14 protein-coding genes are annotated in these 19,811 nt (G+C 64.5%); 8 read left to right on the top strand and 6 right to left on the bottom strand.

The window, feature by feature from the left end; translation table 11 throughout:
- Positions 1-8: 8 nt before the first annotated feature.
- The 4 genes from OO306_RS13015 to OO306_RS13000 all read right to left on the bottom strand — a co-directional run bounded on the left by OO306_RS13015 (position 9) and on the right by OO306_RS13000 (position 3,326).
- The gene (locus OO306_RS13015; RefSeq protein ID WP_027593970.1) at positions 9-689 is read right to left on the bottom strand and encodes a GntR family transcriptional regulator; all 681 of its coding nucleotides are present in this window, start codon (positions 687-689) and stop codon (positions 9-11) included.
- A 15-nt stretch (positions 690-704) separates the two neighbouring features.
- Entirely contained in the window at positions 705-1,409 is a 705-nt protein-coding gene (locus OO306_RS13010; RefSeq protein ID WP_099429946.1) for a FadR/GntR family transcriptional regulator, read from the bottom strand.
- Between the two features lie 44 nt (positions 1,410-1,453).
- Positions 1,454-2,764 carry a C4-dicarboxylate transporter DctA gene (locus OO306_RS13005; RefSeq protein WP_027593968.1) on the bottom strand — a complete coding sequence of 437 codons (1,311 nt, stop codon included), beginning with the start codon at positions 2,762-2,764 and terminating at the stop codon, positions 1,454-1,456.
- A 247-nt stretch (positions 2,765-3,011) separates the two neighbouring features.
- The gene (locus OO306_RS13000; protein WP_186683120.1) at positions 3,012-3,326 is read right to left on the bottom strand and encodes a helix-turn-helix domain-containing protein; all 315 of its coding nucleotides are present in this window, start codon (positions 3,324-3,326) and stop codon (positions 3,012-3,014) included.
- A gap of 266 nt (positions 3,327-3,592) precedes the next feature.
- Here OO306_RS13000 and OO306_RS12995 point away from each other — a divergent pair, with 266 nt between their 5' ends.
- Positions 3,593-5,158, top strand: a complete 1,566-nt coding sequence (locus OO306_RS12995; RefSeq protein WP_265968928.1) for a PAS domain-containing methyl-accepting chemotaxis protein — start codon at positions 3,593-3,595, stop codon at positions 5,156-5,158.
- Between the two features lie 12 nt (positions 5,159-5,170).
- Positions 5,171-6,865, top strand: coding sequence for a bifunctional diguanylate cyclase/phosphodiesterase (locus OO306_RS12990; protein ID WP_265968927.1), 1,695 nt, complete (start codon positions 5,171-5,173; stop codon positions 6,863-6,865).
- Between the two features lie 70 nt (positions 6,866-6,935).
- On the opposite strand, the gene OO306_RS12985 is transcribed toward OO306_RS12990, so the two are convergent.
- Together OO306_RS12985 and OO306_RS12980 are read right to left on the bottom strand one after the other, a co-directional pair.
- On the bottom strand, positions 6,936-11,762 hold the full coding sequence (locus OO306_RS12985) for a DUF6543 domain-containing protein (protein WP_265968926.1): 4,827 nt from the start codon (positions 11,760-11,762) through the stop codon (positions 6,936-6,938).
- A gap of 75 nt (positions 11,763-11,837) precedes the next feature.
- Positions 11,838-13,625 carry a sigma-54-dependent Fis family transcriptional regulator gene (locus OO306_RS12980; protein ID WP_265968925.1) on the bottom strand — a complete coding sequence of 596 codons (1,788 nt, stop codon included), beginning with the start codon at positions 13,623-13,625 and terminating at the stop codon, positions 11,838-11,840.
- 223 nt (positions 13,626-13,848) lie between these two features.
- Between OO306_RS12980 and OO306_RS12975 the strand changes: the two genes are divergently transcribed.
- Genes OO306_RS12975 through OO306_RS12950 form a run of 6 tightly spaced genes read left to right on the top strand, consistent with a single transcriptional unit; the run spans position 13,849 to position 19,766 of the window.
- Positions 13,849-14,943 (top strand): ABC transporter ATP-binding protein, encoded by a 1,095-nt coding sequence (locus OO306_RS12975; RefSeq protein ID WP_027593963.1) that lies wholly within the window; start codon positions 13,849-13,851, stop codon positions 14,941-14,943.
- Positions 14,943-16,040 carry an ABC transporter ATP-binding protein gene (locus OO306_RS12970; protein WP_265968924.1) on the top strand — a complete coding sequence of 366 codons (1,098 nt, stop codon included), beginning with the start codon at positions 14,943-14,945 and terminating at the stop codon, positions 16,038-16,040. The genes OO306_RS12975 and OO306_RS12970 overlap by 1 nt, the downstream gene beginning before the upstream one ends.
- A complete protein-coding gene (locus OO306_RS12965) occupies positions 16,037-16,900 on the top strand; it encodes a carbohydrate ABC transporter permease (protein WP_027593961.1) in 864 nt (287 codons plus the stop codon). The genes OO306_RS12970 and OO306_RS12965 overlap by 4 nt, the downstream gene beginning before the upstream one ends.
- Before the next feature lie 3 nt (positions 16,901-16,903).
- Complete coding sequence (locus tag OO306_RS12960; RefSeq protein ID WP_027593960.1) at positions 16,904-17,704, top strand: carbohydrate ABC transporter permease; 801 nt, start codon at positions 16,904-16,906, stop codon at positions 17,702-17,704.
- A gap of 12 nt (positions 17,705-17,716) precedes the next feature.
- Entirely contained in the window at positions 17,717-17,989 is a 273-nt protein-coding gene (locus OO306_RS12955; RefSeq protein ID WP_027593959.1) for a DUF2160 domain-containing protein, read from the top strand.
- A gap of 37 nt (positions 17,990-18,026) precedes the next feature.
- Complete coding sequence (locus OO306_RS12950) at positions 18,027-19,766, top strand: ABC transporter substrate-binding protein (RefSeq protein ID WP_027593958.1); 1,740 nt, start codon at positions 18,027-18,029, stop codon at positions 19,764-19,766.
- Positions 19,767-19,811: the final 45 nt, after the last annotated feature.

Below are 19,811 nucleotides of genomic sequence, written 5' to 3'. Positions count from 1 at the left end.
GAAAAAACTCAGCCCAGGTCGAGCTTGTCTTGCAGGCGGTCGAGGTGCTCGTGCATCAACGCCAGCGCTGCGGGGGCATCACCTGCCTCGACCGCATCGATGATCGCCGCATGTTCTTCCCAGGCACAGTGGTCGCAGCAGGGCGACTCATAGCGGGCGATGATCAGCGAGGTCATCGGCACCAAACCGTTGAGAAACCGCGCCAGCGGGGCGTTGGCGGCGACCTGCGCGAGCTTCAGGTGAAACTCGCCGCCCAGGCGGATGGCCGCGCAGCGCTCACCGTTTTCGTGGTGTTGGCGCTCCCGCTCGACCAGCAGGCGCAGCTGGCGGATCTGCGCCGGCCGGGCGCGTTGCGCGGCGAGGGTGATCAAGGTGGTTTCGGCCAGGCGCCTGGCACTGAGCACCTGGCGCGCCTGGTCGGGGTCGGGTGCCGCCAGGTGCGCGGTGTGGCTGGGGCGCTGAACCACCACCTGTTGGTCCGACAGGCGGCCGAGCACCCGGCGTATCACCGTGCGGCTGACACCAAAGGCATGGCCCAAGGCCTGCTCGGGCAGCAGCGCACCTGGCGGCAAGCGCTGTTCAAGGATTGCGTCGAACAGCCGTGGGTAGATCTGGTCGGCCGACAGGCGAGTTTCGCCGGCGGCGAGCAAGGCAGGCAGGCGGGGGGCGGCGTGGGCGCAGGCGGTCATGGTCGCTCTCCTGGGTCAAGGGCGGGGGTGTTCGTCCGGGATGTTCAGTTGGATGCCCATGCGCTGGCCTTCGGCAAGGATGTGCTGGCGCATCTGGGCGCTGGCCTCGGCGCTGTTGCGTTCGCGGATGGCGCGCACCACGGCATCGTTTTCCTTCAGCCGTGCGGCCAGGTGTTCGGGCGAGTTGCGCAGCATGTCGGCGCTCTGCTTGAGGGCGTTGCTGGTCTGCTGCACCACGCTCTGGAAGATCGGATTGGTGGTCAGGGCGAACAGCGCCTCATGCAAGGCGATGTAGGCTTTGACCCCGGCTTCGCTGTCATCGGCCTCCAGCGCTTCGCGCATGTCCATCAGCGTCAGGCGCAATTGGCCGATGTCGTGGCTGTTGGCCGATTGCGCGACCAGGCCGACGATGAAGGGCTCGAGGGTGTAGCGCAGCTCCAGTACATCGGCCAGGCTGGCCGACGCGCTGGTGTCGATGCCCGGCTCCAGCAGGGCAGCATCGGCATCCAGCACCAGCACGCCTTTACCGGGCAGCGCGCGCACCAGGCCCAGGGTTTCCAGCACGGTGACGGCTTCGCGCAGGCTGGGGCGGCTGATGCCCAGTTGTTCGGCCAGTTCGCGCTGGCCAGGCAGCATGTCGCCGGAGCGCCACTGGCCTCGGGCCAGGGCTTGGCGGAGTTTTTCCACCACTGAGTTGACGACGGTCGATGAGCTGATCACGGTTCGCTCCTGGAAGGGCCGGCGTCATCGCCGGCCGCGTTCGATCAGAATTCCTGTTGATGGATGTTGGGCTGCTTGCGGGGCGTGTGGGCAAAGCCTGGTTTGCCAGCGAGTACGTTCTGCGCGCGCTCCAGGTCGATGTCCTTCTCCCAGCGCGCGATGGCCACGGTGGCCACGCAGTTGCCGATCAGGTTGGTCAGTGCCCGGCCGATACCCATGAACCAGTCCACCGCCAGCACCAGCACCAAGCCCACCACCGGAATGGCCGGCACGGCGGTCAAGGTGGCGGCGAGGATCACCAGCGCCGAGCCTGGGATGCCATGAGCGCCCTTGGAAGTCACCAGCGAGACCAGCAAGATGGTCAACAGGTCGGTCATCTCCAGTGGCGTGCCGGTGGCGTTGGCGATGAACACGATGGCCAGGGTCAGGTAGATGGAGAAACCGTCGAGGTTGAACGAGTAGCCGGTCGGGATCACCAGGCCGACGGTGGAGGTGCCGATGCCCAAGTGCTCGAGCTTGCGCATGATCTGCGGCAGCACGGCGTCGGAAGAGGCGGTGCCGAGGACGATGGTCAGCTCTTCACGCAGGTATTTGATCAGGGGCAGCAGTTTCAGGCCCGACAGGCGCATGACGGTACCGAGGACAATCAGCACGAAGCCGGCGCAGGTCAGGTAGAACAGCGCTACCAGGCCACCCAGGTGCTGCAGCGACTCGAGGCCATATTTGCTGGTGGTGAAGGCGATTGCGCCGAACACACCAATGGGCGCCAGGCGCACGATCATGCCCATGATGCGGAAGATCACGTGGCTAAGTTCGTTGATCAGCCGCGAAATACCTGCCGCCGAGTCGCCCACCAGGTTCAGCGCGCTGCCGAATAGCACCGAGAACAGCAGCACCTGCAGGATGTTGTTGTCAGCAAAGGCGCCGATCACCGACGTCGGTATCAGGTCCATGAAGAAGGCGGTGGCACCATGGATGTGCTGGCCGCGCTCGGCCAGGCTGCTGGCGTCGGCGCTGGACAACTGGTCCAGGTGGATGTTGGCACCGCTGCCAATGCCGCTGGTGAAGGCGAACACCAGGCCGATCACCAAGGCGATGGTGGTCAGTACTTCGAAGTAGATGACTGATTTCAGGCCGATCCGCCCGACCTTTTTCAAGTCGCCAGCACCGGAGATACCGCTGACCACCACACAGAAGACGATCAAGCCGATGAGCATCTTGATCAGCTTGATAAAGCCGTCACCGAGGGGTTTGAGTTGCAGGGAAACTTCGGGGAAGCTGAGGCCGCAGGCAATGCCGAGGGCAAGGCCCAGCACGACTTGCAGGAAGATCGAACGCGAGCACCATTTGAGCATGGGAGTGATCTCTGGTCGGTGTCCTTGCTTCGATGCCGCGAGGGTCAAAGAGCGCAGGACTTAATTATTGTGGTCTTACCGGTTTGTTCAGCGCGAGGCCATAAAAGCGCGAAAAATCCTACATTGCAAGTGATTTTGGCCTTACCGGTCTGACCAGTTGTGGGGCAATTGGCCCTGCCAGGCTCTAATTCGGTGCATGCCATTTATCGGGGCTGAACAGCGCCCCCAGGTAAACCGATGAATCAGGTCAGGGCTTGGCCAACGCCTGGTCCACTGCTGCAATCAGCTTGCCAAGATCTTTGGGCGGGGCGTTGTGGATGACACCGAACAGATAGGCGCGCTGCTCCTCTTCGTCGTCCGGTTCGGCGAAGAAGTCCTTGGGTTTGATACCCAGTACGCCTGCGAAGGCCATGAGCGCATCGACGCTGGGGGTATAGGCGCCGGTCTCGAAACGGCTGATGGTCTTGGGGTCGAAGCCGGTTCGCTCGGCGAATTGTGCCTGGGTCAGACCCGCCAGCTTGCGGTAGCGGCGCAGGGCAAAACCCAGAGCTGATCTCGTCATCACTTAATTCCCATTTAGAATCAAGAACTTAACGATATCTATCCGCATGGCGCAACGCCATGATCGATCACCTTTATTTGATTTATGTGATGAATTTCGTAGAATTCGCGGCTTGACCGGACAGTCATCGTCGAGTTTCCAGTGTCATTCGGCCTCATGCCGGTATGGCTGGAAGCGCATGTGCACATTGGAGCGGATCGCTGCGTATCGGTTCCGATGGTCGTCGATGGGCAGGGTGCCGGTTCGTCAGTGAATGGAGTCTCATCGTGCGTCTCAATCTCCCGGTAACCCCGGTCGAGCAACGTTTCCCCTCGGGTCAGCGGCTGATTTCCGCCACCGACACCGCCAGCCACATTACCTACTGCAACCCCGAATTTGCCGCCATCAGCGGTTACAGCGAGGCCGAGTTGATCGGCAGCCCGCACAACCTGGTGCGCCACCCCGACATGCCGCCAGCGGTGTACGCATTGATGTGGCGCTACCTCAAAGCCGGCAAAAGCTGGATGGGCATCGTCAAGAACCGCTGCCGCAATGGCGACTTCTACTGGGTCAATGCCTACGTCACGCCGATCCTTGAAGACGGCCGGGTGATAGGCTACGAATCGGTACGGGTCTGCCCGACCCGCGAACAAGTCAGCCGTGCCGAGGCCCTGTATGCGCGACTGCGCCAGGGCCAGGCGCCGCTGTCGTACGGCCGCCGCCTGGCGTTGCTGAGCCAGGCCATGGCCTTGCCGCTGCTGGGGGGTGTGTTGGCGGTGGGCGCCAACCAGTTCTGGCCAGGCTGGCCAGGGCAGGGCCTAACCCTTGCGTTGTTCGCGGCCTATGGCCTGTGGATGCGCAACGACCTGGGCCGCCAGTTGCGGCGGGTTATCCAGGGCGCCGAAGGCACCTTCGCCGACCCCACCGCTGCGCTGACCTACAGCGGCCTGCCGGGCGCTGCCGGGCAACTGCAGCTGATTCTGATCGGTGAAGAGGCGCGCCTGAAAACCGCGTTGACCCGGCTCAGCGACCTGGCCACGCAGATGGCGGTAGCCGCGCACGATGCCGGGCGTCTGTCGCGTGGTACCGAAACGGCCCTGCTGGAGCAGCGCGCCGAAACCGACCTGAGCGCAACCGCGATGGCCGAGATGACCGCCTCGATCGGCGAGGTGGTCAACCATGTGCAACTCACCGCCGCCGAGGCGCATACCGCGCACCTGCTGGCCGAGCAGGGCAGCCGCGTGGCCGATGCCAGTGGCACGGCGATTCGCGCCCTGGCCGGCACCGTGGACCAGATCAACCAGGCGGTCACCCACCTGGCTGGTCAGACCGGTGCCATCGCCGAGGCGGCGGGGATGATCCGGGGCATTGCCGAGCAAACCAACCTGCTGGCGCTCAATGCCGCCATCGAGGCCGCCCGTGCCGGTGAACAGGGCCGCGGCTTTGCCGTGGTGGCCGATGAGGTGAGGGCGCTGGCCGACAAGACCCGGCAGTCGACGTTGCATATCCAGGCCATCATCGATGGCCTGCGCAGCGGTGCCGAAGAAGCCGTGGCCATTGCCAGCCAAGGCATTCAGGGCGCCGAGCAGGGCGTTGCCCAGGTGCAGCAGGCCCAACAGGCGCTGCACGGTATTCGTGAAGCGGTGCAACGCATCAGCGGCATGAGCCAGCAGATGGCCACAGCCTCGCAGCAGCAGTCTGCCGTGGCTGAAGAGGTGTCGCGGCAGATCAACGGTGTGGCGGGCATTGCCCAGCACAGCGCCCATAGCGCCAACGCGGCCGCCTCGCGCGGTGCCGAGCTGGAGGAGGTGTGCGCCGGATTGCGCGCCCTCGTGGAGCGCTTCAACCGTTAGGGCAGGATGCTTATGGACGATAACTATCGCGCGGCCGTGGACGCGGCCGCGATCTTTTCCGAAACCGACCTGCGTGGCTGCATCACGTACGTCAACCAGCAGTTCTGCAGCATCTCCGGTTACAGCCGCGACGAACTGCTGGGCGCCAACCACCGCATTCTGAATTCCGGCCTGCACGAGCCGGAATTCTTCCTCGGCATGTGGCGAGCGCTGACGGCGGGCAAGGTGTGGAAGGGCGAGATCTGCAACCGCGCCAAGGACGGTTCGCTGTACTGGGTCGACAGCACCATGGTGCCACTGGTCGACCCGCTGACCGGCAAGGTGCGCAAGTATGTGTCGATCCGCTTCGACGTCACCGAGAAGCGCCAGTTGCTGCACACCTTGCAATGGCGGGTGGGGCACGATGTGCTGACCGGGCTGCCCAACCGCGCCTACCTGTCCGACCTGCTCAACCAGGCACTGGCGTTCTCGCGCCGTGAAGACATCCCGCTGGCGGTGTGCATGCTCGACCTGGATGGCTTCAAGGCGGTCAACGATGGGTACGGGCATGCCACCGGCGACCTGTTGCTGGTCGAAGTGGCGCAGCGCCTGAAGGGCATCTTGCGCGGGGGGGATGCCGTGGCCCGGTTGTCGGGTGACGAGTTTGTGCTGATCCTGCGCAATGTCAGCGATGACCGCCAGTTGCATGCGGCCCTGCGCCGGGTGCTGCGGGCGCTGGCGGCCACCTATGTGGTGCGCGAGCACACCCTCTCATTGAGCGCCAGTATCGGCGTCACGCTGTACCCGCTCGACGATGAGGACGCCGATACCCTGGTGCGTCACGCCGACCAGGCCATGTATGTGGCCAAGCAGCGTGGGCGCAACCGTTACCACCTGTTCGATGTGTCCCAGGAGCAGGAACTCAAGGCCACCCACCAGACCGTGACACGGGTGCGTCGGGCACTGCGCAATCGCGAGCTTTGCCTGTATTACCAGCCCAAGGTCAACCTGCGCAGCGGCGAGGTGCTGGGTTTCGAGGCGTTGCTGCGCTGGCAACGGCCGGGCCGTGGCCTGGTGCCGCCGGGCGAGTTCCTGCCGTTGGTGGAACAGACCGACCTGATCATCGAAATTGGCGAATGGGTGATCCACCAGGCGCTGAGCCAGTTGCAGGCCTGGCAAGGGCAGGGGCAGCCGTGGTCGGTGAGTGTCAACATTGCTGCGCGCCATTTGCAGCGCAGTGATTTCGTCGAACGCCTGGAACAGTTGCTGGCGGAGCACCCCGGGGTTGACCCGGCACGGCTGGACCTGGAAATCGTCGAGTCGGTGGCCATCGACAACCTGCAGCATGTCAGCCGGTGCCTGGATGCTTGCCGGGCCTTGGGCGTGCGCTTTTCGCTGGACGATTTCGGCACCGGCTATTCGTCGCTGAGCTACCTCAAGCGCTTGCCGACCCAGACCATCAAGATCGACAAGTCGTTCGTGCGTGACATCCTCCATGACCAGGATGACCTGGCCCTGACCGGGGCGGTGATCGGGCTGGCGCGTGCGTTTGGCCGCGAGGTGGTTGCCGAAGGCCTGGAGCGTGTCGAGCATGGGCGTGTGCTGATGGCACTGGGTTGCGAGCTGGCGCAGGGGTATTTCATCGCCAGGCCGATGCCGGCGAGTGAAGTGCAGGCCTGGGCGCAGGGGTATCGGCAGCCTGAGCAATGGCGCAGCGGTAAAGGCTGAAGTCGAAGCGCTTGCCGCCGAATCGGCTGCGGGCGACACGCCCTGCAGGGGGCCTGCCACCCGCTGTACGTCAGCCGGCCTGGAACAGAGCCTGGGTCAACTGCCGGTAGAGTTGGTCTCGCGCCTGCTGGCGGGTGCTGAGCAGCAGGCGGCCAGCCAGCGCGTAAAGCTCGTCTTCGCCTCTGTAGCGCCCCGACACCAGGTCGATGCGCTGCAAGGTGCCCTCCACCCGCCATGCCAGCCCCGGTACGGTGTGGGTCTCGCGCTCCAGCGCGGTGATGAACGCCAACGGAACAGCGGGCCCGCGGTAGGCACCGGGCGCGGTGGTGGGTTCACTCAACTCGGTGTAGTACTCCGAAGCAGCCTCCCAGTCACGTGCGAGCGTTTCGAATGGCTCAGGCCGTAGCCGCCGAACCCAGGCGCGCCAGAAGGGTTGCTCACTCGCCCAGCGTGCCAGGAAGGCAGCATCCGCCTCAGTTTCGACTGCCAGGGCCAGGCGTTGCAGGGTGGTCTCGCTCAGTTGCGCCAGGTAGCCGAAGGCGATCTGCCCAGGTTGTTCGGGCAGGCCCAGGCGTTCGCGCAGGGCGATGCGTGCGACCAGGGCGATTTCAATTTCGTCGGGCGGGGTTTGCGGGTCGCTCAGGTGCACATCGCTCAAGTCGTCTTCCGCCACCAGGGCCGGTGCGGCCTGGCGTTCGCTGTCGTTTTGCGCATCGCTCAAGGCCTGCCGGCGTGCCCGGCGAGCGTTGTACAGGGCGCCTATGCGTTCATCCAGGCGGCCCTGGCGGGCCAGGCCGGTGGCGACGGACACAGCGACCGCTTCGTCGGTGGCGCCGGGGTGCGCGGCGGCCACGCTACGCCATACCGACACCTGCGTTTCGACCCGCTGGAACAGCAGGCTGGCCTGGTCCACGCAGGCCTCGGCTGCGTCGTTGATCTCGGTGAGTACTTGCTCACGCAGCTCGGCGAGGCCCCAGCCCGCGTCACCGACGTCTTCGCGGGTGAGCGTGCGCAGTACATGCACGATGCGCTCACGCGTGCGCACCGGGTTAGCCAGGTACTCCGGCGTTTGCGCCATGCGTTCGGCCAGGCGGTACACGGGCGCCCACTCAGCGTCTTCGGCATTGGCCTCGCGGTGTGCCTCAAGCGCGGGGGGCAATTCGATCACCCAGGCCTCGTCCTCCAGGGCATCCATGTCTGGGATGGCCGTCAGCCCTGCGCCGAACAGGCTGCGTTGGGCCTGCTCACTGAAAGGGTTGTCGTTGAAGTCGTAATAGGTGCCTTCATCCCCGTTGCGTATCGCTTCAGCGAACGCCGTGTCGTGCAATTCGGGTGCATCGACCAACCGGTTGCCACTGAGGTCGAGCGAGCGCAGCACGAGTGGGCGTTGGTTCATCAAGCCTGGCAGGCCTTCGGGCCATTGGGTGATACCGACGCGGTCGAGGTCGAGGGTATGCAAGTGCTGCCAGCCGGTCACGTCGGGTGTCAATTGCAGTGGGTTATCCCCTAAGCGCAGCGAGTGCAGCTGGTTGAGGCGGCCCAGCGCCGCGCGGCTTTCTGCGGTGAGGGTGATCTCGCATGAGCCCAGGCTCAATTCGGTCAGCGCGGGCCAGCCTTGCAACGCTTCGAAGTGTTCGGTTTGCAGTGCGAGCCTGTTCAAGTCGGCCCTCAGCGCGTACAGGTGCTGCAACTGGCCAAGCCGCTGCAGAGCGGCGACAGGCAGGCTCTCCAGGCCGCCAGAGAGGTTGAGCCGCTGCAGGCGGGGCAGGCGCGTCAGTAGATCGATATTGCGTGCCTCCTGCAAAGCCACGACGTTGCACTGCAGGTCCAGGGTTTCCAGTTCGGTCATCTGGGCCAGAGCGCCAGGCAGCAAACGCAGCCTGTTGCTGGCAAGGTCCAGGCTACGCACGCCAGGGAAGGCCTGCAGGAAGCCATCGAGGTTGATCGCTTCGCCATCGGGTGAGTCGACGACCGTCAGCCACCGGACGTGCTCCAGGCGCGTGGGTAAGGTCGGCAAGGCGCCCAGGTCCTGGGCTTCCAGTACCAGGTCCAGCTGATCGGCCTCCACACCCTCCCTGCGCCAGGCCTGGCGTATGCGCCGTGCGGCTTCTGTACGCGCGGCGGTGCGTTGTTCGAGGGTGTCTACCGCCAGGCCTTCTGTGTCATTTACCCAGCCATCCAGTGTGGTGTTCAGGCGCTGGTATTCTTCGCGCAACTGTTCGAGCAGCCGGGTGAAGGCGCCTGGGCTTTCACCGGCCTCCAGGCGCAAGCGCTGGCGCAGCCACTCGCGGTCACCGGGGTGGCGGCTGGGGTACAGCGTGTCGAACAGCTCGTCGTCATTCAGCCAGCCCCGGCCACGGCCGCTGAGGGGGTAGCCGACACGGCCGCCCGGCGCGAGCCGTGTGGGCCGCCGATACAGGGTGCGCACAGGCGCCATACCTAATTGCTTGGCGGCGTACGTGCGGTTGCCGGCGGCCTGTTCGAACAGGGCGTCACGCAAGGGCAGAGGGTCATGTATCTGCAAGCCAAGGGCGATGCGCTCGCTGTCAGGCAGGGCGTTGAGAATGGCCTGGTAGAGCGTCGTGTGGCCGGCCAGCGGTTGGCCGTGTTCGTCGTAGGGTTGGTAGCCCCGATCATCGCGCACCACGGTTTTGCCGGCTCGTCCCTGGGCGTTAGTGCCCTGCAGTCGTGGGCCTTGCAGGTTGCCCTCTCGCAATTCGAGGTGCACCTCGCTCGTCCAACCCGGTAGCCGTCGCAGAAAACCCACGGCCAGGGCATCACGGTCCTGCACCGGGCCGCTGTTTTGATAGAAGCGCAGCAGGGCGCGGTCGAGGCGTGCTTCGTGCTGGTAGGCGCGGGCTGTTTCGGCTACCGAGAGCGGCAATCGGCCCCTTCGTTGGCCTAGGGCCAGGTCCTTGGTACGGGTATTGGCAAGGATCTCGGCCTTGGCTCTGCGGCTAAGGGACGGGAAGTCCCGGCCAAGCAGCAAGGTGGCGGCGTCGGTGCTGGCCACTGTGAGGGTATCGGTGGCGCCCAGTGCTTGCAAACAGTCGAGCAGCAGGGCGGGGGCGGCTTCCTGATCGACCACCACGCGGCGCACGGCTGCTTCGCTGAAACCACTGCAGCGCAGTGCGCGCAGCAGGGTTTCATCACTCACCGCCGGGCCGCTGTTGGCGATGCGCCGCAGCAGTTTGGCCGCGTCCCACGCCAAGGGCTGTTCGTGCTCCAGCAACCACGGCACCTGGCCATTGCCGAGCAGGCGAGGGGCGCGTTGATGGCCTTTCGCGTGTGCCAGCTGCCAGCGACTGTCGGGGGCTTTTTCCAGCGGCATGGCCTTGCCCTCCAGGTTGATCCACGGTTGGCCCTGCCAGTGGTGCAAGCCATCCGCTCCAGGGGTGCCTGGCGGCCAGGGCGCCTCGCGGGTGAAGGGGCGCAGGTCGCCGTGCCACAGGCGCTGGCCTGTTCTGCCGGGGAGGCGTGTCCAGTTTTCAAGGGGGCCTGCCAGCTGGCCCGCACTGTGCACGGCACCCAGTGCCGCAACCTGCAGCAGGCTGTTGAGCACACCGAACAGATGGCTGATGGCGGCCTCGGTTTTGCCTTCGTTCAGCGCATGGACGCCTTCGAGGAACTCGCCCACGATTTGCGCCCCGCCGACCACCAGCATCACCTCGCCCAAGGCGGGCACGAAAAAGCTGGCCACATTCAGTACAGTCAGCCCCACACCCAGCCAACCGAGCAGCCGGGCAGTTTGCGCCGCCGCGTCGAACTGCGCCGTGGGCACAGCCAGTGTCACGGCATCTGCCAAGGTGGTTTGCACCTGGTTGCTGGCCCTGGCGGTGAAGCATTCGCCGGGCCACGGCGTGAAGTCCAGTGGCAGGCGGGCGTTCTTGTCCAGGGTTTCTTGCCACAGGTCGTGGGGCGAGGGGAACAGCCGGTTGATCCAGTTGAATGACTCACCTTTCTCCAGTGTAGGTGGGGTCGGGTGCAGCGCTGCGTAGGGGTAGCGCGGGTAGAGTGTGTGCCTTAGTCGCGCGGCGAAGGCGGGTTGCTGCGCGTGGCTGACAAAGCGTTTGAAATACACACGAAAAGGCTCCTCCCATAGCCGCTTCGTGAGTGCTGTGCCGACGGCCTGCAAGGACGAGTACTGGTGCAGGGCGCCTTGGGTGTCCCCAGGCAGGTAAAGCAGGCACGGCTCGGTCTGCCCGTGTGGCTCGAGTCGCAGCAGCAGGGCGCCACTCAGCGGGAAACCGAGCAGGCTCAGGTAGCCACATTGCAGGCGCATCGCCCCACTGAGCGTCTGTACCTCGCGCGCGCCGGCAAGCGCGGCCTCGCCCAAGGCTTCGCCGCGGCTGTCGATGTGCCCTTGCAGCCGCGCTGATAACAATTCGACCGCGAAGGCGGCACGGTCCTGCTCACCCAGCAACGCACGAAAATCAGCGGTGTCGACGTGCTCGCGCAGGTGGTCCAGGTAGCGCTGGCCGAGGTCGAGGCGCCGTACGCCTTTCACGAATCGCACGGTGTCGAGCTGTTCCAGTTCAGGCGCATCCTGGTTGGCATAGAGGCGTACCGGCGTGTCCGCTTGCAGATTCTGCAGGGCAGCTTCCAGCCAGGACCGACTGCGCAGGTGGCCCGTGGTGCGCTCGGTCAACACGGTGGTATCGAGTGGAGGCAGCAACACGCCGGGGTACCAGTGAGCGAGCGCGCCCTTCAACAACGGTCGGCAGAACGCCTCTACCGACTGCAGCGGGGCAAGGGCCTTCTGCAGTGCACGTGTGGCGCGGTGGCTGTGCAGCAGGTGGGTTTTCAGGTCCTCGCGCTGATGCGGGGAAGTCTGGCGAAGCCAGCCGGGCAGGCGCTGTTGAATCAGGGCTACGTGATGGGGGTGCAAATGGCTCATGGGCTGCTCCTGACAGGTTGGAGCAGCGAGGGTAATGACCCGCATTAGCCCGGCTTCAGTATGCTGATAGCACCTTCAACGCCCACCCTGCAGGTGGGCGGGTTCGAGCCCCTGTTCACGCAAGCGTTTGTACAGGGTGGTGCGGCTGATGCCGAGCAGGCGTGCCAGCGATGAGATGTTGCCGCCGCAGCTGTGCAGCAGGTTGGCCAGGTCCGTGGCAGGGGCGGGTGGCGAGCATGCGCAAGGTGTGCCGGCCTGGGCAAGGAAACACGCTGAAAAGTGTTCGGTGCCGATGGGCTGGCTGCCAGCGAGAGCCAGCGCCACCTGCACTACGCTGTTGAGCTGGCGCAGGTTACCTGGCCAGGGGTGGTGCAACAGCAGGTCGAGTATGTGCGGGGGCAGTTGCCGGGGTTGCCCGGGGGCGAGATGCCGGGCGTGCACCTGCTCGATCAGCGCGTGCCGATCACTTCGCTCGCGCAAGGCGGGCAACACCAGGGTCAGCCCGGCCACGCGGTAGTAGAGGTCTTCGCGAAACTGCCCGTTGCGCACGGCTTCGGCCAGGTCGCGGTTGCTGGCCGAAACCACGCGGATGTCCACGGTCACCGGCTCGCCGCTGCCCAATGGCTGGATGCTGCGCGATTGCAACACGCGCAGCAGCCGGGCTTGGGTCGGCAGCGGCATGTCGCCGATTTCGTCGAGAAACAAGATGCCGTGGTCGGCCTTGCGGATCAGCCCGGGGTTGCCCTTGTGGTGGGCGCCGGTAAAGGCCCCTTTGTCATAGCCGAACAGCTCCGACTCAACCAGCTCGGCGGGGATCGCCGCGCAGTTGACTGCAATCAGCGGCTGCCCGGCGCGGCGGCTGGCGCGGTGCAGGGCCTCAACGAAGACTTCCTTGCCAACCCCGGTTTCGCCTTGGATCAACACCGGGATGTCTTTTTCCAGTAACAGGCTGGCCTGGGCCAAGGCGTTGTCCAGGCGTGGGTCGACAGGGCCAGGGGCCGGGCGTTTGGGGCCGTGGCGCGGCGCTTGCCACTGGCAGTGGAAGCGGTGGCGCCCGGCGGCTTGCAAGGCGAAGGGCTGTTGCGGCGGCTGGGCTAGCAACTGCTGCAACGGGACTTGAAACAGTTGCTCGAGGTTTTGCCGCAGCGGGTTGTCGCCGAGCAGGCTGTCGGCCCGGTGATTGGCCGCAATGACCTGGCCGCGCTCATCGAACACCAGCAAGCCCGCCCAGGGGCTGTCGAGGTTGTCGGAGGCGCTGTTGAACAGCAGTTGGGCGTGGTGGTCGGCATGCTGCGCCAGAATCAAACGGTTCTCCAGGCTCTGGCCCATCATCCGTACCAGGCCGAGCGTCTGGCTGGCAGGCAAGTACCCGTCGCTGGCCACATCGAGCGCGCCGACCAGCTGCCGTTCGCCATCGAACACCGGCGCTGCAGCGCTGCACAGGTAGCGGTTCTGGCGCAGGAAGTGTTCATCCTGGCCCACATGAATTGCCTCGGCGCAGACCAGCGCCGTGCCGAGTGCGTTGGTGCCGACGCCGCGCTCGTGCCAGTGTGCGCCGGCACTGAAGCCGTGGCGCTGGCGCGGGTCGACGAAGCGCCGCGAACCCCAGCTGTCGAGCAGGCAGCCACCGGCGTCGGCCAGCATCACCAGGTAGCTGGCGTTGCCCAGCAGGTGTGCGTATTGCGGCAACACCTCATCGCGCGTCAGGTGCAGCAGGGCCTGGCGGCGCTCCAGCAGGGCGCTCAGTTCGGCCGGCGGCAGGCAATCGAAATCGGGTGGGCTTTGCGGTTGCAGGCCGTGGTCGCGACAACGCGCCCAGGATGCCTGGATCAGTTGGGCATGCGGCGAAGCGGATGCGGCCATGGGCCTGTCCTGTGTGATTGTTGTTATCAGCCGACCGCTGTTCAGTGTCGTCCACCGTTGTTCATTGTCAAACCTTGGCGTGTTCAGTTGTCCAGCGAATGTGTTCAGCTGTGAACAGGCCATGGCTGACCTTGCGCGGTGAGGGCGCGCGGCAGAGCGTTCAGGCCGGGCTGGCACGAAACTCGCTCTGCCCAGCGGACAACAATCCTAAAAAGGCCACGCCATGTCCTTGGTGCTGGAGCAGGTCAGCCGCAGTGTCGATAACCAGGCCTGCATCGTCGATGCGTCCCTGCGTTTCGAGCCGGGTTCGTTCAACGTTTTGCTCGGCCGCACCCTGGCCGGCAAGACCAGCCTGATGCGCCTGATGGCCGGGCTCGACCGCCCGGACCTGGGCCGTGTGCTGCTGGACGGCAACGATGTCACCGGGGTGCCGGTGCGCCTGCGTAACGTATCGATGGTGTATCAGCAGTTCATCAACTACCCGACCTTGAGCGTGTACGAAAACATCGCCTCGCCCCTGCGCCAGGCGCGCCTGGCCGAATCGGAAATTCGCCGGCGGGTGCAGGAAACCGCCGAGATGCTGCGCATCGAAGCCTACCTGCAGCGGTTGCCGCTGGAGCTGTCCGGCGGCCAGCAGCAACGCACGGCGATGGCCCGGGCGCTGGTCAAGGACGCCTCGCTGATCCTGTTCGATGAGCCCTTGGTCAACCTCGATTACAAGCTACGTGAAGGCCTGCGCCAGGAGCTGCGGGCGTTGTTTGCGGCGCGTAATTGCATTGCCGTGTACGCCACCACCGAACCCAACGAAGCGCTGGCGCTGGGCGGCACCACGACGATCCTGCATGAGGGGCGCATCGTGCAGAGCGGCCCGACCGCTGCGGTCTATCAGCAGCCCAGCAGCGTGCTGGCCGCCGAGCTGTTTTCCGAGCCGCCGATCAACCTGGTGCCTGGGCGCATCGCCGGCAACGAGGTGAGCCTGGCGCAGGCGGTGCACTTTGCCCGCAATGCCGACCTGCAGCGCCTGGGCGAGGGGGACTACCGCTTTGGCGTGCGCCCCAGCCACATCACCCTGGTGCCGACCCATGATGATGACCTGGAGCTGGCGGTGCTGGTGGAGCTGGCCGAGATCAGTGGCTCGGAAACCTTCCTCCACGTGCGCAATGAACACTGGCGGATGACCCTGCACCTGCCGGGTGTGCACGAGTACCAGGTGGACACCCCGATCCGCGTGTTCATCCCCACGCACAAGCTGTTTGTCTTCGACGCTGCCGGAGCCTTGGTGCAGGCTCCAGGCGTGCGTCAGGCGAGGAGTCGCTGATGGCCGAGATCCGCCTGCGCCAGCTGGCGCACAGTTACAGCCGTCAACCGACCTCGGAGGCGGACTACGCCCTACACGCGCTGGAGCATGTGTGGGAGCAAGGCGGCGCCTATGCCTTACTCGGGCCTTCGGGGTGCGGTAAGTCGACCTTGCTCAACATCATTTCGGGGCTGCTTACTCCCTCCCATGGCGACGTGCTGTTCGACGGCAAGCCCGTGAACGCGCTGTCGCCGCAGGCGCGCAACATCGCCCAGGTGTTTCAGTTTCCGGTGGTGTACGACACCATGACGGTGTTCGACAACCTGGCCTTCCCCCTGCGAAACCAGGGCGTGGACGAGGGCAGGGTGCGTGCCCGGGTCGAAGAGATCGCCGAGGTACTCGACCTGTCCGCTGTGTTGAAAAAGAAGGCGCGCAACCTCAGCGCCGACGAGAAGCAGAAGGTTTCGATGGGCCGTGGCCTGGTGCGCGATGACGTCTCGGCGATCCTCTTCGACGAGCCGTTGACGGTGATCGACCCGCACCTGAAGTGGAAGCTGCGGCGCAAGCTCAAGCAGATCCATGAGCAGTTCAACATCACCATGATCTACGTCACCCACGACCAGTTGGAGGCTTCGACCTTCGCTGACAAGATCGCGGTGATGCACGGCGGGCGCATCGTCCAGTTCGGCACCCCGCGCGAATTGTTCGAGCGCCCGCGGCACACCTTTGTCGGCTACTTCATTGGCAGCCCCGGCATGAACTTCATCGACGTGCGTGCCGAGGCCGATGGCGTCGGTTTTGATGGCTTGCACCTGACGCTGCCCGAGGGCCTGCGCGAACGCTTGGCGGCAACCGCAGGCGGGCGCCTGCAAGTGGGCATCCGGCCGGAGTTCGTGCAGCTTTGGGACAGCCCGCTCGACAACGCGTTTGCCGTGCAGGTGCTGGATATCGAAGACCTGGGCACCTACCGCATCGTCACCTTCCAGCTCGGCAGCGCCACGCTCAAGGCGCGCCTGGGCGAGGATCGCCCGCTGCCGGCGGGGCAGGCCTGGGTCACCCTGCCGAGCCAGTGGCTGATGCTGTATGTCGACGATGTACTGCTGGAGGCCGGGCCATGAACAAGGTGCGCAACAACAAGGCGTGGTGGTTGGTACTGCCGGTGTTCGTGCTGGTGGCGTTCAGCGCCGTGGTGCCGATGATGACCGTGGTCAACTATTCGGTGCAGGACATCTTCGACCAGTCCAACCGCTATTTCGTCGGTGCCGACTGGTACCGCCAGGTGTTGCGCGACCCGGCCTTGCACGATGCCTTGCTGCGCCAGTTCATCTATTCCGGCTGCGTGCTGCTGATCGAAATTCCATTGGGCATCGCCATCGCCTTGACGATGCCGACCAAGGGGCGCATGGCCTCGATCTGCCTGATCGTGATGGCTATTCCACTGCTCATTCCCTGGAACGTGGTCGGTACCATCTGGCAGATCTTCGGCCGCGCCGACATCGGCCTGCTCGGTGCCACGCTGGCCAAGCTTGGGGTCAACTACAACTATGCCGGCGACCCGTTCGATGCTTGGCTCACGGTGCTGGTGATGGACGTCTGGCACTGGACGTCGCTGGTGGCGCTGCTGTGTTATTCGGGCCTGCGCGCCATACCGGATGTCTATTACCAGGCTGCCCGCATCGACCGGGCTTCGGCCTGGGCAGTGTTCCGCCATATCCAGCTGCCAAAGCTGAAGAACGTGCTGCTGATTGCGGTGATGCTGCGTTTCATGGACAGCTTCATGATCTACACCGAGCCGTTCGTGCTGACCGGTGGTGGGCCCGGCAACGCCACCACCTTCCTCAGCCAGACCCTCACGCGCATGGCGGTAGGGCAGTTCGACCTGGGGCCGGCCGCGGCGTTTTCGCTGGTGTACTTCCTGATCATCCTGCTGGTGTCGTGGCTGTTCTATACCGCCATGACGCACGCCGACAAGGACTAGGCCATGAGCGCGCGCAAAGCAGTGCCACTGTTGCTGTACTTCTTTTTCCTGCTGGTGCCGATCTACTGGCTGCTGAACATGTCGTTCAAGAGCAACACCGAAATCCTTGGCGGCCTGACCCTGTGGCCGCAGGCATTCACGCTGGACAACTACCGGGTGATCTTTACCGATGCGAGCTGGTACAGCGGCTATATCAACTCGCTGTACTACGTGTGCCTGAACACAGTCATTTCGTTGGCGGTGGCGTTGCCGGCGGCCTATGCCTTCTCGCGCTATCGCTTCCTCGGCGACCGTCATCTGTTTTTCTGGTTGTTGACCAACCGCATGGCACCGCCGGCGGTGTTCCTGCTGCCGTTTTTCCAGCTGTATTCCTCGATTGGCCTGTTCGACACGCACATTGCCGTGGCGCTGGCCCACTGCCTGTTCAACGTGCCGCTGGCGGTGTGGATTCTTGAAGGCTTCATGTCGGGGGTGCCGAAAGAGATCGACGAAACGGCCTACATCGACGGGTACAGCTTCCCGCGCTTCTTCGTAAAGATCTTCATCCCGCTGATCGGCTCCGGCATCGGTGTGACGGCGTTTTTCTGCTTCATGTTTTCCTGGGTCGAACTGCTGCTGGCGCGCACCCTGACTTCGGTGAACGCCAAACCTATCGCAGCGGTGATGACCCGAACCGTGTCCGCTTCGGGGATCGACTGGGGCGTGCTGGCGGCGGCCGGGGTGTTGACCATCCTGCCCGGCATGCTGGTGATCTGGTTTGTCCGCAACCATGTCGCCAAGGGCTTTGCCCTCGGCCGAGTGTGAGGAGGGGAGCACATGGAATGGATGGCCTGGACCTTGCCCACGGCGCTGTTCTTCGCGGCCGTCGGCATGCTGCTGTTGTGCATGACCCTGCTTGAACTGCGCCGCCCCTGCGTGGAGCGGCGCGGCTTCCTGCCGATCGTCACCAGCCGTGGCGACCGGTTGTTCATCGGCCTGCTGGCCAGCGCCTACCTGCACTTGCTGGTAGTCGGGGTCAGCGACTGGCCTTTGTGGGTGGCCTCGCTGCTGTCGCTGGGCTGGCTCGTGGTGGTGTTGCGCTGGGGCTGAGCGACGGCTCCGGGAATAACTCAATCGGGAGATCACAATGTTCCACAACAATCATAAACGGCGACATTTGACCCTGGCCGCGTTGCTGGTGCTGGCCAGCGTGCACGGGATGGCGTGGGCCGACCAGTACGAAGACGCGGCGAACAAGTGGATCGGCAGTGAGTTCAAACCGTCGACCCTGACCCCAGAGCAGCAGTTGGCCGAACTCAAGTGGTTCATCAAGGCCGCCGAACCGTTTCGTGGGATGAAGATCAACGTGGTGTCGGAAACCATCACCACCCATGAATACGAGTCCAAGGTGCTGGCCAAGGCATTCAGCGAGATCACCGGCATCCAGCTGACCCACGACCTGCTGCAGGAAGGCGACGTGGTGGAGAAGCTGCAGACACAGATGCAGTCGGACAAGAACATCTATGACGGCTGGGTCAACGATTCGGACCTGATCGGCACGCACTTTCGTTACGGCAAGGTCGAGTCGATCACTGACCTGATGGCCAACGAGGGCAAGGCCTACACCTCGCCGACGCTGGACTTGAAAGACTTCATCGGCATCTCCTTCACCACCGCGCCGGATGGCAAGGTCTATCAACTGCCTGACCAGCAGTTCGCCAACCTTTACTGGTTCCGTGCCGACTGGTTCGAGCGGCCTGAGCTAAAAGCCAAATTCAAGGAAAAGTACGGCTATGAACTGGGCGTGCCGGTGAACTGGTCGGCCTACGAGGACATCGCCCAATTCTTCACCGAAGACGTCAAGGAAATCGACGGCAAGCGCGTGTACGGCCACATGGACTACGGCAAGAAAGACCCCTCGCTGGGGTGGCGCTTCACCGATGCCTGGTTCTCGATGGCCGGTGGTGGCGACAAAGGCCTGCCCAATGGTTTGCCAGTGGACGAGTGGGGGATTCGCGTCGAGGACTGCCACCCGGTGGGCTCGAGCGTTACCCGAGGCGGTGACACCAACGGCCCCGCGGCGGTCTATGCGACGCAGAAGTACGTGGACTGGATGCGTGCCTACGCGCCCAAGGAAGCCCAGGGCATGACTTTCTCCGAAGCGGGCCCAGTGCCGGCCCAAGGCAACATTGCCCAGCAGATCTTCTGGTACACGGCTTTTACCGCCGACATGACCAAACCCGGCTTGCCGGTGGTCAATGCCGATGGCACGCCGAAGTGGCGCATGGCGCCGTCGCCGAAAGGGCCGTATTGGGAGGAGGGGATGAAGCTGGGCTATCAGGACACGGGGTCGTGGACCTTCTTCAAATCCACCCCGGAGAAGCAACGCCTGGCCGCCTGGTTGTATGCGCAGTTCGTAACCTCCAAGACCGTGTCGCTGAAAAAGACCATCGTCGGCCTGACGCCGATTCGTGAGTCGGACATCAACTCCCAGGCCATGACGGACCTTGCGCCCAAGCTGGGTGGGTTGGTGGAGTTCTACCGCAGCCCGGCGCGGGTGCAATGGACGCCCACCGGCACCAACGTGCCTGACTACCCGCGGCTGGCGCAGTTGTGGTGGAGCCATATCGCCGAAGTGGCCAGTGGCGAAAAGACCCCGCAGGAGGCGCTGGATGGCCTGGCCCGCGATCAGGACCGCATGATGGAACGGCTGCAGCGTTCCAACGCACAGGCGACCTGTGCACCGAAGCTCAATCCGGAAAAGGATGCCCAGTATTGGTATGACCAGCCGGGTGCGCCGAAGCCGAAGCTGGCTAACGAGAAGCCCAAGGGCGAGACGGTGAGCTACACCGAGTTGCTGAAGTCGTGGGAGGCAGCGCGCAAGTAATCGGCTGATGACCGCGTTGGCCTCTTCGCGGGGCAAGCCCGCAGG

This window comes from Pseudomonas sp. DCB_AW (assembly GCF_026240895.1).
Taxonomy (GTDB): domain Bacteria; phylum Pseudomonadota; class Gammaproteobacteria; order Pseudomonadales; family Pseudomonadaceae; genus Aquipseudomonas; species Aquipseudomonas kermanshahensis.
The sequence above is the reverse complement of the archived record's forward strand: the minus strand, read 5'-3'. Positions and strand labels throughout refer to the sequence as shown.